Annotated in this window: 10 protein-coding genes; all 10 read right to left on the bottom strand. The window is 72.9% G+C overall.

Annotation, left to right across the window (positions count from 1 at the left end; genetic code table 11):
• Positions 1 to 509: hypothetical protein (locus tag LPA54_RS07985; RefSeq protein WP_228975192.1), on the bottom strand; the 509-nt coding region annotated here is incomplete at its 3' end.
• 88 nt (positions 510 to 597) lie between these two features.
• Entirely contained in the window at positions 598 to 1899 is a 1302-nt protein-coding gene (locus LPA54_RS07980) for a glutamate-5-semialdehyde dehydrogenase (protein WP_228975190.1), read from the bottom strand.
• A gap of 297 nt (positions 1900 to 2196) precedes the next feature.
• On the bottom strand, positions 2197 to 2718 hold the full coding sequence (locus LPA54_RS07975; protein ID WP_228975189.1) for a hypothetical protein: 522 nt from the start codon (positions 2716 to 2718) through the stop codon (positions 2197 to 2199).
• A 122-nt stretch (positions 2719 to 2840) separates the two neighbouring features.
• A complete protein-coding gene (proB, locus tag LPA54_RS07970) occupies positions 2841 to 3977 on the bottom strand; it encodes a glutamate 5-kinase (protein WP_228975186.1) in 1137 nt (378 codons plus the stop codon).
• A gap of 208 nt (positions 3978 to 4185) precedes the next feature.
• The gene (locus tag LPA54_RS07965; protein ID WP_228975185.1) at positions 4186 to 6426 is read right to left on the bottom strand and encodes a hypothetical protein; all 2241 of its coding nucleotides are present in this window, start codon (positions 6424 to 6426) and stop codon (positions 4186 to 4188) included.
• A gap of 153 nt (positions 6427 to 6579) precedes the next feature.
• A complete protein-coding gene (locus tag LPA54_RS07960; protein WP_228975182.1) occupies positions 6580 to 8091 on the bottom strand; it encodes a bifunctional cytidylyltransferase/SDR family oxidoreductase in 1512 nt (503 codons plus the stop codon).
• A gap of 299 nt (positions 8092 to 8390) precedes the next feature.
• Positions 8391 to 10559 (bottom strand): glycosyltransferase family 4 protein, encoded by a 2169-nt coding sequence (locus LPA54_RS07955; protein WP_228975181.1) that lies wholly within the window; start codon positions 10557 to 10559, stop codon positions 8391 to 8393.
• A gap of 347 nt (positions 10560 to 10906) precedes the next feature.
• Complete coding sequence (gene obgE, locus LPA54_RS07950) at positions 10907 to 12343, bottom strand: GTPase ObgE (RefSeq protein ID WP_228975179.1); 1437 nt, start codon at positions 12341 to 12343, stop codon at positions 10907 to 10909.
• A 130-nt stretch (positions 12344 to 12473) separates the two neighbouring features.
• Entirely contained in the window at positions 12474 to 12728 is a 255-nt protein-coding gene (gene rpmA / locus LPA54_RS07945; protein ID WP_010476314.1) for a 50S ribosomal protein L27, read from the bottom strand.
• Between the two features lie 14 nt (positions 12729 to 12742).
• Positions 12743 to 13063 (bottom strand): 50S ribosomal protein L21, encoded by a 321-nt coding sequence (gene rplU, locus LPA54_RS07940; RefSeq protein ID WP_023588745.1) that lies wholly within the window; start codon positions 13061 to 13063, stop codon positions 12743 to 12745.
• Positions 13064 to 13363: the final 300 nt, after the last annotated feature.

Here is a 13363-nt window from a genome sequence, read left to right as displayed (position 1 = left end):
GAGGGGGGAGGGGGGCCGTCCGAGGTGACGTCGGTACTCGCCGGCGTCGGCACCTGCTCCTCGCGGTCGCCGGAGGAGCTGCGGTACACGGCGGTGAAGGCGAGGGCGACCATGCCGAGGCCCATCAGGAGGGCGACGACCCAGGCGACGGGGCGGTACCAGCGCGATCCGGGCCGGTACGGGCGCAGGGCGCCGCCGTGGGGACCGTACGGGTCGTACGGGTCGTAGGGCTCGTACGGGTCGTCGTCGCGGTCGTCGTCGTGGAAGCCGGGCCCGTACGGGTCGTCGTCCGGGTGGGTGCCGCGGCCGCGCGCTCTGGCGGCGTCCGCGTCGGCACGGGCCTCGGCCGCGGCGAGGAGCCGCTCGACGGCGGTCGGCTCGTGGAACGCGGCGGTCCGTACGAAGTCCTCGTCGAACACCACGGAGGCGAAGTCCTCGTCAGCGCCTCCGCGGTCGTCGTCGGGCTCTCGGCCGTCCGGAAACGGCCTGCCCCCCACGTCGTCCGGCACGTGCTCAGCGTAGCCCCGGACGGTGTCCTTCGGCAGGGAGAGCAGGCAAGCTTCCCCCTGCCGTCGTGCGGGCGCGGGTGGGCGGCGGTTACCGGATGTGACCGTCGCCGGTGACGATGTACTTCGTCGACGTGAGCTCGGGCAGGCCCATGGGACCGCGGGCGTGGAGCTTCTGCGTGGAGATGCCGATCTCCGCCCCGTACCCGAACTGGCCACCGTCCGTGAAGCGCGTCGAGGCGTTCACGGCGACCGTCGTGGAATCCACCAACTGGGTGAAGCGGCGGGCGGCGGCCTGCGAGGTGGTGACGATCGCCTCGGTGTGACCGGACGTCCACAGCCGGATGTGGGCGACGGCGGAGTCCAGCGAGTCGACGACTGCCGCGGCGATGTCGTGGGAGAGGTACTCGGTCTCCCAGTCCTCCGCGGTGGCGGGGACGACCGTGGCCTTGGAGCCCTCCGCGTGGGCGAGGACCCGCTCGTCGCCGTGGACGGTGACGCCCGCCTCGGCGAGGGCGTCCAGGGCGCGCGGCAGGAACCGGTCGGCGATGTCCTGGTGGACGAGGAGGGTCTCGGCGGCGTTGCACACGCTGACGCGCTGCGCCTTGGAGTTGATGAGGATGTCGACGGCCATGTCGAGGTCGGCCTGCGAGTCGACGTAGACGTGGCAGTTGCCGGTGCCCGTCTCGATGACGGGGACGGTGGACTCCTCGACGACGGTGCGGATCAGGGAGGCGCCGCCGCGCGGGATGAGGACGTCGACCAGGCCGCGGGCGCGCATCAGCTCGCGGACCGAGTCGCGCGACTCGCCCGGCACGAGCTGCACGGCGTCGGCGGGGAGTCCGGCGCCGCCGACGGCGTCGCGCAGCACCCGTACCAGGGCGGTGTTGGAGGCGTACGCCGAGGAGGAGCCGCGCAGCAGGACGGCGTTGCCGGCCTTGAGGCAGAGGGCCGCGGCGTCGACGGTGACGTTCGGGCGGGCCTCGTAGATGATGCCGACCACGCCGAGCGGGACGCGTACCTGCCGCAGGTCGAGGCCGTTGGGGAGGGTCGAGCCGCGGACGACTTCGCCGACCGGGTCGGGCAGCCCGGCGACGTGGCGGACGTCCGCGGCGATGGCGCGTACGCGCTCGGGGGTGAGGGTCAGGCGGTCGACGATCGACTCGCTGGTGCCGGCCTCGCGGGCCCTGGCCACGTCGTCGGCGTTCGCCCGGACGATGTCGGCCGTGCGGACTTCGAGGGCGTCGGCCATGGCCAGCAGCGCGTCGTCCTTGGCCGCGCGCGGCAGCGGCGCGATGTCGGCGGAGGCGGCGCGGGCCCGGTAGGCGGCCTGTGCCACCGGCGACATGTCGTCGTACGGGTGCATGGACGGGGAGGCGGATCGCGAGGTCATGCCCGCAGGGTAATGCGCGCCGCGCGGACACCCCGCATATGTCCGGCTGCGTCCCGCCGTACGAGACACGTGCGGGACACCCGCGGTGACCGTCGGGTACGGGCGGTGCGGATGTGTTCGGCCGGTGTGCCGGGTGGGGTGCGGTGCCGGGCCGCGGGCGCCGGGCCGCGACCGTGGCTGAAAGCGAGCGCCGTGTGGGGCCCGGACGCGCCCCCGACGCGCCCCGGCGGCGGTCCGGCCGCGGCGCCCGGGCGCGGGTCCGGGGCCGCGCCCGGGGGCCCGCGTCCGGGCGCCGGTTCAGTACGGGTGGACGCCGACGGGGGCCGCGGGTGGCGGTCCGTACCCCTCGGCGACGCGCTGGTGGTAGGTCTCGCGGTCGATGACCTCCAGGCCGACGATCTCCCACGGCGGCAGCTTGGCGCTCTGCCGGTGCTCACCCCACAGGCGCAGGGCGACGGCTGCCGCGTCGTGCAGGTCGCGGGCCTCCTCCCAGTACCGGATCTCGGCGTGGTCGGTGGCGTATCTGCTGGTCAGCAGGAAGGGGTGGTCGTGGGCGAGCTGTTCCAGCGCCCGGCGGACCTCGTTCAGCGGGGCTTCCCGGCCGGACACGGTGAGGGTGATGTGCCACAGCTTGGACACCGGCCGGTCGGGGGTGCCGTCGGCGGCTCCCGTGCCGGTGCCGGTGCCGGTTCCGGCGTCGGTGGTCGTGCCGGTTCCGGGCCGGAGGACCGAGTCGTCGAAATCGGCCCCGGCCTCGACACTGGTCAAGGCGCGTTCGGTCGTCCCGCGGGGCAGCGCCCCTGGGCGCGCTCGTCTCACCGGCGGCCTCCTGTTGATGCGTTGTCGTGCTGTCACCCCACTTACCCCCCGGACAAAGTTGACCAGCCCCGGGCCGCACGTGGGGTGGTTTTGGGGAAGCTCTCCGGAGGTTGACCCGACTTTCAGCCGTTCCAGGGGTGCAGGACGACGAGATCGTCCCTGTGTACGACCTCCCGCTCGTACGCCGGTCCGAGTTCCTTCGCCAGTTCCTTGGTGGAGCGGCCGAGGAGCTGGGGGACCTCCTTGGCGTCGAAGTTGACGAGGCCGCGGGCGACCGGCCGGCCCTCGCCGTCGCGCAGTTCGACGGGGTCGCCGGCGGCGAAGTCGCCCTCGACGGCGGCGATGCCGGCCGGGAGCAGGGACTTGCGGCCCTGCACGACGGCGTGGACGGCGCCTTCGTCGAGGGTGAGGGCGCCTTGGGGTGCGGAGGCGTGCGCCAGCCACAGCAGGCGCCCGGCGGAGCGCCGGCCGGTGCGGTGGAAGTACGTCCCGGTGTCGCGTCCGGCGAGGGCGTCGGCGGCGCGGCTGGCCGAGGTGAGGACGACGGGGATGCCGGCGGCGGCGGCGATGCGGGCGGCTTCCACCTTGGTGACCATGCCGCCGGTGCCGACGCCGGCCTTCCCCGCGGATCCGATCTCGATGCCGGTGAGGTCTGCGGGGCCGCGCACCTCGGCGACGCGGGTGGTTCCGGGACGGCTCGGGTCGCCGTCGTAGAGGCCGTCCACGTCGGAGAGGAGGACCAGCAGGTCGGCGCGGACGAGGTGGGCGACGAGGGCGGCGAGCCGGTCGTTGTCGCCGAACCTGATCTCGTCGGTGGCGACGGTGTCGTTCTCGTTGACGACGGGGAGGGCGCCCATGGCGAGGAGCTGGTCGAGTGTCCGGTAGGCGTTGCGGTAGTGGGCGCGGCGGCTCATGTCGTCGCTGGTGAGGAGGATCTGTCCGACGCGGACGCCGTAGCGGGCGAAGGACGCGGTGTAGCGGGCGACGAGGAGGCCCTGGCCGACGCTGGCGGCGGCCTGCTGCCGGGCGAGGTCCTTGGGGCGGCGGTCGAGTCCGAGGGGTGCGAGGCCGGCGGCGATGGCGCCGGACGACACGAGGACGATCTCGCGGCGGGTGTCGCCGCGGACCTTGGCGAGTACGTCGACGAGGGCGTCGACCCGGTCGGCGTCGAGGCCGCCGGAGGCGGTGGTCAGGGAGGAGGAGCCGACCTTGACGACGATCCTGCGGGCTTCCGTCACGAACTGCCTTGCCACTGTCACGGGGCGAATCTATGCCAGTCGGGGTGGTCGCCGCGCGTTCGTTCCATCGGGTGGACAGGTCCGTGGACACGTCCCGGGGGTTGCGCTTCCGCGGGGTGCGGGCGTCGTTCCCGACATGCCGGCGGCTCCGGTGCGCGGATGGCCTGGTGTGCCGGCGGCCCGAAGTACCCGCAGCCCGATGTACCGTCGGCGCGCGGGTGGGTGGTGCTCAGCCGACCGCGGTGGTCTCCGCGGCGTCCTCCTCGTCGTCCTCGACGAGGCCGCCCAGCCCGCCGGCGCCCAGCGCGCCGCCGCCGAGCGCGTCGGTCGTGCCGTCGTCCGCGGGTCGGTCGGCGGGGTCGGTCGGGTCGTTCGCGGTGTCGGCGGGGGCGCCGAGCGGAGGGGCGTCGTCCTCGCGGTCGACCTCGCCGATGCGCTGTCCGGCGAGCCGCTGGGCGACGCCGGCGTTGCGGGCCTCGGCCTTGGCGGTGAGCGTGCGCACCGCGGTGTTGAACTGCTCCATGGAGGTGGGCTCGTCGGGGCCGAGCAGGTACTGCTTCAGCTCGCGCCGTTCGCGTGCCGTCCGGTCGGCGGCGGGTTCGGCGACGGCGGCGAGGAGCTCGTCGAGTTCGGCGGCGCTGTTGGAGAGGATGACCGCGGCGCGCACGGCGGTGTTCTGGCGGCGGAACTCGTCCGCGCCGAGCTCCGCCGAGTCGGTCACGGCGTACGGCTTGCCGCTGGCGATGAAGTCGGAGACGACACTGGAGATGTCGGAGACCATGGCGTCGGCCTCGTTGAAGCAGTCGTAGAGGCGCGGTTCGGCGCCCGTGACGACGCGGTGCTCCCACCAGCCGGCCGAGCGCCAGTAGGCGTCGTTCCACTCGGCGCGCAGGCGCTTGACCTCGGCGAGGCGGTGCGGGTCGGCGAGGGAGACGCGGGAGGTCTCGGCGGTGTCGCTGCCCTTGCGGCCGGGGCGGGCGAGGGCGGTGAGGCGGGCCTCGACGCGGAGGAGTTCGGCGCGCGCGGCGGCCTGTCCGGCCTGTGCGGCTGCGGCCTCGGCGGCCCAGCGCGGGTCGGTGGCGCGCTCGGCCGCGGCGTCGGTGACGAGCTTGCGGATGCGTTCGTCGACGGCCTTGGCCTTCTTGTCGACGAGGCCGGTGAAGGGGTGGGGCTTGTAGATGAGGCGGACGGGCCGGTCGGCGTCGAGGAGCCGTCGGACGATGTTCTCGCCGGCGCGGAGGAGGGAGGTGTTGCCGGGGTTGCCGTCCCAGCCCTCCCAGGTGGGGGCGTACAGGATGGTGGGCACCGGGTTGGCGGGGGTGCCCGTCCAGCGGCGGATGGGGGCGAGCTGGGGGCGGCCGACCTCGACGATGTCCTCGTCGCGGACGCCGACGTCGGCGAGGGCGTAGCGGTCGCGGCCGGCGCGGCCGGCGGTCCACACCTCGTCGTACACCTTGGAGAAGGGGTTGACGCTGGCGAGCTTGTCGCTGTCGCCGTGGCCGATGAAGACGTGCTTGGAGGTCGGTACGCGCAGCATGTGGATGTTCTTGCCGACGTTGGCCGGGTAGAGGGTGACGCGCACGGTGGACCAGTCGCGGGCCATGACGTGCTGTCCGCCGGGGATGCACAGGATGGGCACCCAGGTGTCGCCGAGCTTGGGGACGAGGCTCGGCTCGCGCATGATGACGATCGGCCGGCCGTCGACCTGCTCCATGGTCTCCAGCCACATGTTGACCTGGTAGGCGGAGTCGTCGGAGCCGGAGAAGTACAGGGCGACGGTGGGCTGGTATTCGCGCAGCCAGGTGTCGACGGCCTTGAGGACGGTGCCCGTGCCGGGGACGCGGCGCTTGCGGCGCAGGTACGGGGCGAGGAGCAGGATGTACAGGACGCCCAGGCCGAGGGTGGCGGCGACGCCCGCGTAGGCGGGCGTGGTGCGGCCGGTGGCGACGGCGGCGACGACGCCGATGACGGCGGGGAGGTCGAGGTGGAGCATCTTCTCGCCGGAGCGGTGCAGCAGCGTGCTCGGCGGGGCGTCGGGGATGCGTACGCCGTGCAGGTCGACGTTGCGGGTGACGACCGGCATGGTGCGGCGGAGCTTGATGAGGGTGGCGAGCGCGCCGTGCGGGGCCTGGAGGCCGTAGAAGAGCAGGAAGCAGGCGACCGTCGCGTAGAACACCGGCTGCTCGGCGAGGTTCTCGCGGGCGAGGAGCAGGATGAGCAGCAGCTGGCGCAGCAGGAAGCGGATGGGCAGCCCGGCGCGGACGCTGTTGAGGCGGTTGACCAGGTAGCTGTTCTTCTGGTGCAGGTACCAGTCGGCGGCGTAGGTGACGGCGCCGGCTGCCGCGAAGAGCCAGATGTTCGGGATCAGCGCGGCGAGCATGACGGCCGGGTAGCCCAGTCCCATGAGGACTGCCGCGGCCAGCTCCGACCCGCTGCCCACCCGGGCCAGTCGAATGACGGTCGAAATCACGTAGAACCTGCTCCAGACGGGGATGCCGGTTGTTTCACAAGGCTTGGTTCCGTGAAGGCGGTACTTCACTGCGCCGGTACTTCACTGCGCGGGCCCCTGCATTCGCGATTCTCGCGGTGATGCAGGGGCCCGGGAATTCACATCCTGCGAGTATTACACATCTTCCTGGCGGTCCAGGACGGCGGCGAGTGCCTGCTCGAAGCCGGACGCCTCGCCGGCGGCGCGGGTGGGGTCCTGTTGGCGCACGTCGATGACGTGGCCGGTGAGTTCGGAGAGGAGGACGTCGAGGGAGGTGCGGGCGACGGCCTCGGAGGAGAGCAGGGATCCGGCGGGCTCCTGGCCGAACGCCCGGGTGCGCATGGGCGTGGCGGTGCGTTCGGGATTGACGCAATTGACGCGGATTCCGTCGGCGGCCCATTCGTCGGCGAGGGCCTGCGTGAGATTCACCATGGCGGCCTTGGTGGACGAATAGAGGCTGTACTCGGCGCGTCCGCGGGTGTAGCTGGAGGAGGTGTAGAGGAGGAGCTGTCCCCTTGTCTCCACGAGGTACTTGTAGGAGGCACGGGCAATCTGGACGGGTGCCAGGTAATTGACGTTCAGTGCTTCCTGAATGGTGTCGTTGTCGGTTTCCGCGAGCTTGCCGATGCGCAGGACGCCCGCCGTGTTGATGACGTAGTCGACGCGGCCGGTCTCGCGGTACGCGGTGGCCAGCGCGTCCTCGACGTGCTGCGGGTTCTCGACGTGCGTGCCGGTGGTGGAGCGGCCGAGGGCGTAGACGCGGGCGCCGTACCGTTCGGCGAGCGCGGCGATGTCGGCGCCGATGCCGTACGAGCCGCCGAAGACGACGAGCGTCCGGCCGGAGAGCAGCGCGCGGTAGGCGTCCTCGTCGGCCTGGGCGGGGGCGGCGGTGGAGGCGAGCTGGAACAGCTTGTCGGCGATGAAGACGTCGACGGGCTGCGTCACCTTCATGTTGTACTCGTCGCCGGGGACGACGTGGATCGGCACGTCGGGGAGGTAGCGCAGGACGACGGAGCAGTCGTCGGTGGCCTGGAAGTTGGGGTCGCCGGCCGCGATCTCGTAGGCGCGGCGGATGGTGGAGAGCTTGAACGCCTGCGGGGTCTGGCCGCGGCGCAGCCGTGAGCGGTCCGGGACGTCGGTGATGAACTCGCCGTCCTCGCCGTGCGTGCGCGTCACGATGATCGTGTCGGCGGAGGGGATGGCGACGTCCACGGCCTGGTAGCGGTCGAGGGCGGCGACGCAGTCCTCGATCACCCGCTGTGACAGCAGGGGGCGGACGGCGTCGTGGAAGAGGACGTTCAGGTCCTCGCCGTCGCCGAGGCCCTCGCCGAGGGCGTCGATGGCCCGCTCGGTGGTCTCGTTGCGGGTGGCGCCGCCCTCGATGATCCGGGTGACCTTGGTCAGGCCGGCCTTGGCGACGATCTTCTCGACGTCGGGGACGAAGCCCGGTGCCATCAGCACGATGACGTCGTCGACGCTGTCCGCCTGCTCGAAGATCGACAGGGTGTGCTCGATGACGGCCTTGCCCGCGATCTTCAGCAGCTGCTTCGGGATGGCGAGGCCCACCCGCTGGCCCGTGCCCCCGGCGAGGACGACGGCGGTGGTGCGGGTCTTGGCTTCACGAGGCGCGGACGGAGGCGCAGACACAGGGACGACCTACCTTGCTATGGCTCGGGGAACGGGCTGATGGTCGCACCCTCCGTGACCGTCTCGCAAGGCGGGACGGGCGGGCTCGACCCCTGCCGGCAACCGGTTGTTCACCGTGTGGCCAGCCGTGTTGGCGCGGTGCGAAACCGCGCGGGTGGTGACCGACCGCACATGATCCGGCGGTTCGGGACGGCGTGTGGGCCCTTCGCGATCACGGTGTGTGGGGCCGTCACACCGCTGAGGGGCGCGGTCCGGGTGCCGTGCGCTGCGGTGGGGTGCCGCCCCCCTCCCGGTGGTGGTCACGCGTCGGTGACCTTGATGTACAGGGCGTTGTGACCGTCGTAGCGGAGGGTGAGCTCGTTCATGAGCTGGGGGCGGCGGCGTACGCGGCGGGCGGCGCGGCGCAGCAGGAGCAGCGGACGCTGCTTGTGCCGGCGGACGGGGCGGTACGTGAACACGTCGGCCTTGGCGACGACGTCGTCGAGCAGGCGGGCGACCTTCACCGGCGGCTCGCCGTCCGCGTACCGCAGCCACAGCGCCCAGGTGTCCTGGTCGCGGTGGCGGCGTGCGGCCGGCTCTTCCCACGGGAGGGTCACGCGGAAGCGCCTCCCGTCCTGCCAGGTGCCGGGGACGGTGAACTCCTCGTGGCTGTCGTAGCGGCGCAGGACGAGTTCCGGTGTCCCGGCGACCTGGTCGACGGGGCCGAGGAGCCGCCCGGTGACGGTGACGTGGTCGTCGGTGAGCTCGATGTCGCCGGCCTCGGCGTGCGCGGTCCGCGCCCAGGAGCGCAGTTCCAGCAGGTGGCGGGGGGCGCGGCGGTACGGCACGAGGTGGCGCACCGGGGCGCCGGGGGCGAGCCGGTCGGCGGCGCGGAGCGCTCCGCGCTGGTCGACGGCGCGGGCGGTGAGGGGGGTGCGGGTGCCGGTCTGCGGGTGTTCGGTGTGGCACACCCAGACGCCCTCGGCGAGGTCCTCGCCGGCGGGGACCGTGAGCGTGCCGTCGGGCGCGAAGGGCCAGGAGCGCTCCGCCGGCGTGCGGCCCTGGAGGACGGCGACGAGGCGCAGGCCCTCGTACCGGGCGGCCGCGGCGGGCGGGGAGAGCAGGGTGAAGGCGAGCGAGCCGTCGGGCCGGGCCACGCAGTCGGCGACGGGCGCGAAGCCGGCGGGGGCGGTCGCGTCCGGAGTGGTCGCATCCGAGGCGGTCGCATCCGGGGCGGTGGCGGGCGTGGTGGCGGGCGCGTCCGGCGTGGTGGCGGCGCCGGGCGCGGCGCCGGCCGGGGCGCCGGCCGGGGCGCCGGCCGTGCCGACCTCCGCCCTGGCGCCGGCCGCCGCCCGGAGGTCGGTGAAGAGGTCCTCGTACCGCTTGGCGATGGCCGACGGGTCGAAGCGGCGGGCGTTGCGCAGGGCCGCCTCGCCCATGCGGCGGCGCAGCGGCTCGTCGTCGATGAGCCGCAGCAGCGCGGCGGCCACCGCGTCGGCGTCGCCGACCGGTACGAGCAGGCCGTCCTCGCCGTCGCGGATGATCTCGCGCGGGCCGTAGTCGCAGTCCGTGCTGACCATCGGGACGCCGCAGCGCATGGACTCGACGAGGGTCATGCCGAACGACTCGTGCCGCGAGGTGGAGACGGCGATCGCGCCCTTGACCCACTCGGGCTCGATGGGCGAGCGCGGTCCCATGAGGAAGACGTGGTTGTGCAGGTCGAGCGCCTGGATGCGGCGTTGCAGCTTCTCCCGCTCGGTGCCCCAGCCGCAGATGCGCAGGGTCCACTCGGGGTGCGCGGCGGTGACCTTGGCGAACGCCTCGACGAGCACCTCGTACTGCTTCTCGCGGGAGAGGCGCCCCGCGGCGACGACCGTGCTGCCCGACTGGTCGGAGGGCGTGACCATCGGTTCGGGCACGCTGTTCGGTATGCACAGGACCTGCGTGTCGGGCAGCTTCATGTGCTCCCGCCACACCGCGGCGTCGCCCTCGGAGACGGTCACGAACGCGTCGAGGGCCTCCAGGTGCGGCCGCATCTCGTCGCGCAGCGCCTGCTTGTGGTGGTTGTGCGTCATGTGCTCCTGGCCGATGAGCACGGCGCCGCGCGGGGCGTACCGGGCGACGTACGCGACCAGGCCGGGCCGGGTGCCGATCACCACGTCGGCGTCGGAGCGGGCGTAGTGGGCGCGGACCCGCTCGTCGGTGAGCCGGCCGTACTCCTTGTACCGCGCTTCGTTGCGGGGGAAGGACGCGGACGGCGCCAGCAGGTCGGGGTGCTCCTTCTCGTTCGTCGGCGAGGAGGGGCGGGTGTCGACGAGGGGGACGAGAGTGATGCGCGGGTCGACGGTGAAGAGCGGGATGTCGCGGTGCCGGAAGACGGAGACGATCTCGACCTCGTGCCGGTCCGCGAGCTCTTCCGCGAGGTTGAGCGTGGTGCGGATGGTGCCGCCTATCCCGTAGACGGTGTGGATGAGGAAAGAGATCTTCAACGCTGCCCCATGTGTGTACGAACGGGGCGCTGCGAGGCCGCCCCGGAGACTAGACGGCGACGGAAACCGAAAGGTTGTGCAGGTCGGGTCCATTTTCCGCCCGCACCGGGCCCGGCGCCCGGCGAACCCGCCACGCCCACCCGTCCCGCCCGCCCCTCGCCCGCAGCCGTCCCGCCCGCCCGTCGCCCGCAGCCGTCCCGCGCGCCCGTCACCCGCACGCGCCCGCCCGTCGCCGGGCGCACGACAGCGGGCGGGGCCGCCGTGGTGGCGGCCCCGCCCGTTCCCGTACTCCCGCAGCCGCGCGGCCCCGGCCCGCCGGCCCCGGAGGGCCGGGCCGGGCGGCCCCGTCAGAAGGGGTCGAACTCGTCGTACTCGCGCTCGGCCTCGTCGTGCTCCGCCTGGCGGTCCTTGCGGCGCTGGGCGGCGGGGCGCGGGGCCTCCAGGCGGTGGTCCTCGCCGCGGCGGCCGAGCATCTCGGCGCCGGCCATCATGGTCGGCTCCCAGTCGAAGACGACCGCGTTCTCCTCGGGGCCGATGGCCACGCCGTCGCCCGCGCGGGCCCCGGCCTTCATCAGCTGGTCCTCGACGCCGAGGCGGTTGAGGCGGTCGGCGAGGTAGCCGACGGCCTCGTCGTTGTTGAAGTCGGTCTGGCGCACCCAGCGCTCCGGCTTCTCACCGCGGACCCGGAACAGGCCGTCCTCCTCGCGGACCACGGTGAAGCCGCTGTCGTCGACGGCCTTCGGGCGGATGACGACGCGGGTCGCCTCCTCCTTGGGCTTGGCGGCGCGCGCGGTGCCGACGATCTCGGCGAGCGCGAACGACAGCTCCTTGAGGCCCATGTGCGCGACGGCCGACACCTCGAAGACGCGGTAGCCGCGCTCCTCCAGGTCCGGGCGGATCATGTCGGCGAGGTCCTTGCCGTCCGGGATGTCGATCTTGTTGAGGACGACGACGCGCGGGCGGTCGTCGAGCCCGCCGTACTGCCGCAGCTCCGCCTCGATGACGTCGAGGTCGGAGACCGGGTCGCGGTCGGACTCCAGCGTCGCCGTGTCCAGGACGTGCACGAGGACGCTGCACCGCTCGACGTGGCGCAGGAACTCCAGGCCGAGGCCCTTGCCCTGGCTGGCACCGGGGATGAGGCCGGGCACGTCGGCGATGGTGTAGACGGTGGAGCCGGCGGTGACGACGCCGAGGTTCGGCACGAGGGTCGTGAACGGGTAGTCCGCGATCTTCGGCTTCGCCGCGGAGAGCACGGAGATCAGCGAGGACTTGCCGGCGCTCGGGTAGCCGACGAGCGCGACGTCGGCGACGGTCTTCAGCTCCAGGACGATGTCCTGGAGGTCGCCGGGCTCGCCCAGCAGCGCGAAGCCGGGGGCCTTGCGGCGGGCGGAGGCGAGCGCCGCGTTGCCGAGGCCGCCGCGGCCGCCTTGGGCGGCGACGAACCGGGTGCCGTGGCCGACCAGGTCGGCGAGGACCTCGCCGTCGCGGTCCAGGACGACGGTGCCGTCCGGTACGGGCAGGACCAGGTCCTGGCCGTCCTTGCCGGAGCGGTTGCCGCCCTCGCCGGGCTTGCCGTTGGTGGCCTTGCGGTGGGGCGAGTGGTGGTAGTCGAGCAGGGTGGTCACGGACTGGTCGACGACGAGGATGACGTCGCCGCCGCGTCCTCCGTTGCCGCCGTCGGGGCCGCCGAGCGGCTTGAACTTCTCCCGGTGAACGGAGGCACAGCCGTGGCCTCCGCTACCCGCGGCGACGTGCAGCTCGACGCGGTCCACGAAGGTGGTCATGGTGGGGGTGCCTCCAGCAGTGCGGAAAGAACGTACGTGTGTCTCAGCAGTAACAAGCGAAAGGCGGACCCTCTTCCCGCACGGCGTACACCGTGCGGGAGGAGAGGCCCGCCCTCGCGAAGTGTTCCGGTCAGGCGACCGGGACGATGTTCACGACCTTGCGGCCGCGGAAGGTGCCGAACTGCACCGAACCGGCCTGCAGCGCGAACAGCGTGTCGTCGCCGCCACGGCCGACGCCCGCACCGGGGTGGAAGTGGGTGCCACGCTGGCGGACCAGGATCTCACCGGCGTTGACGACCTGACCGCCGAAGCGCTTCACGCCGAGCCGCTGAGCGTTGGAGTCGCGACCGTTCCGGGTGGACGATGCGCCCTTCTTGTGTGCCATGTCTCCTCAGTCCCTTACTTCGCGGCCGTCGGGATCGCCGTGACCTTGATCGCCGTGTACTGCTGGCGGTGGCCCTGGCGACGGCGGTAGCCGGTCTTGTTCTTGTAGCGCAGGATGTCGATCTTGGCGCCCTTGTGGTGGTCCACGACCTCGGCCTCGACCTTGATGCCGGCCAGGACCCACGGGTCGCTGGTCACGGAGTCGCCGTCGACAACGAGCAGGGTCGAGAGCTCGACCGTGTCGCCAACCTTGGCAGTGGAAATCTTGTCAACCTCAACGATGTCGCCGACAGCAACCTTGTGCTGGCGACCACCGCTGCGCACGATGGCGTACACGGATCTCTCCTCGCTCGTTACGGAAACCCCTGACGCCAGCCGTCCGCACGGGCCGGGGCCCGCGACTGAACCGGATGGTTGGAACGGCCTCTCCCGACCGGAGCAGGGAGGGAAGGTGCTCAGGAGCTGGCGCGCATGGGAACACGCCGACGGTCAAGACTACGATCCGCCCCCGCGCGGGTCAAACCGGGCCTCGCGGCACCGCCACGCCCGGCCACGAGGGCCGCCTCCGACCGCGCCGGCACGGACGGCCGGCCCCGGCCCGGCCCGCCGCGGGTGCCGTCGCGTCCGGCACGGCTT

It is taken from the genome of Streptomyces sp. DH12, from assembly GCF_020873895.1.
GTDB lineage: Bacteria > Actinomycetota > Actinomycetes > Streptomycetales > Streptomycetaceae > Streptomyces.
This window is presented reverse-complemented; position numbering and strand designations above follow the sequence as displayed.

What these genes read in the sequence shown, in the direction of transcription:
- LPA54_RS07980 (WP_228975190.1), bottom strand. Translation starts at nt 1,899, where the DNA reads ATGACCTCGCGATCCGCCTCCCCGTCCATGCACCCGTACGACGACATG.
- obgE (WP_228975179.1), bottom strand. Translation starts at nt 12,343, where the DNA reads ATGACCACCTTCGTGGACCGCGTCGAGCTGCACGTCGCCGCGGGTAGC.
- rpmA (WP_010476314.1), bottom strand. Translation starts at nt 12,728, where the DNA reads ATGGCACACAAGAAGGGCGCATCGTCCACCCGGAACGGTCGCGACTCC.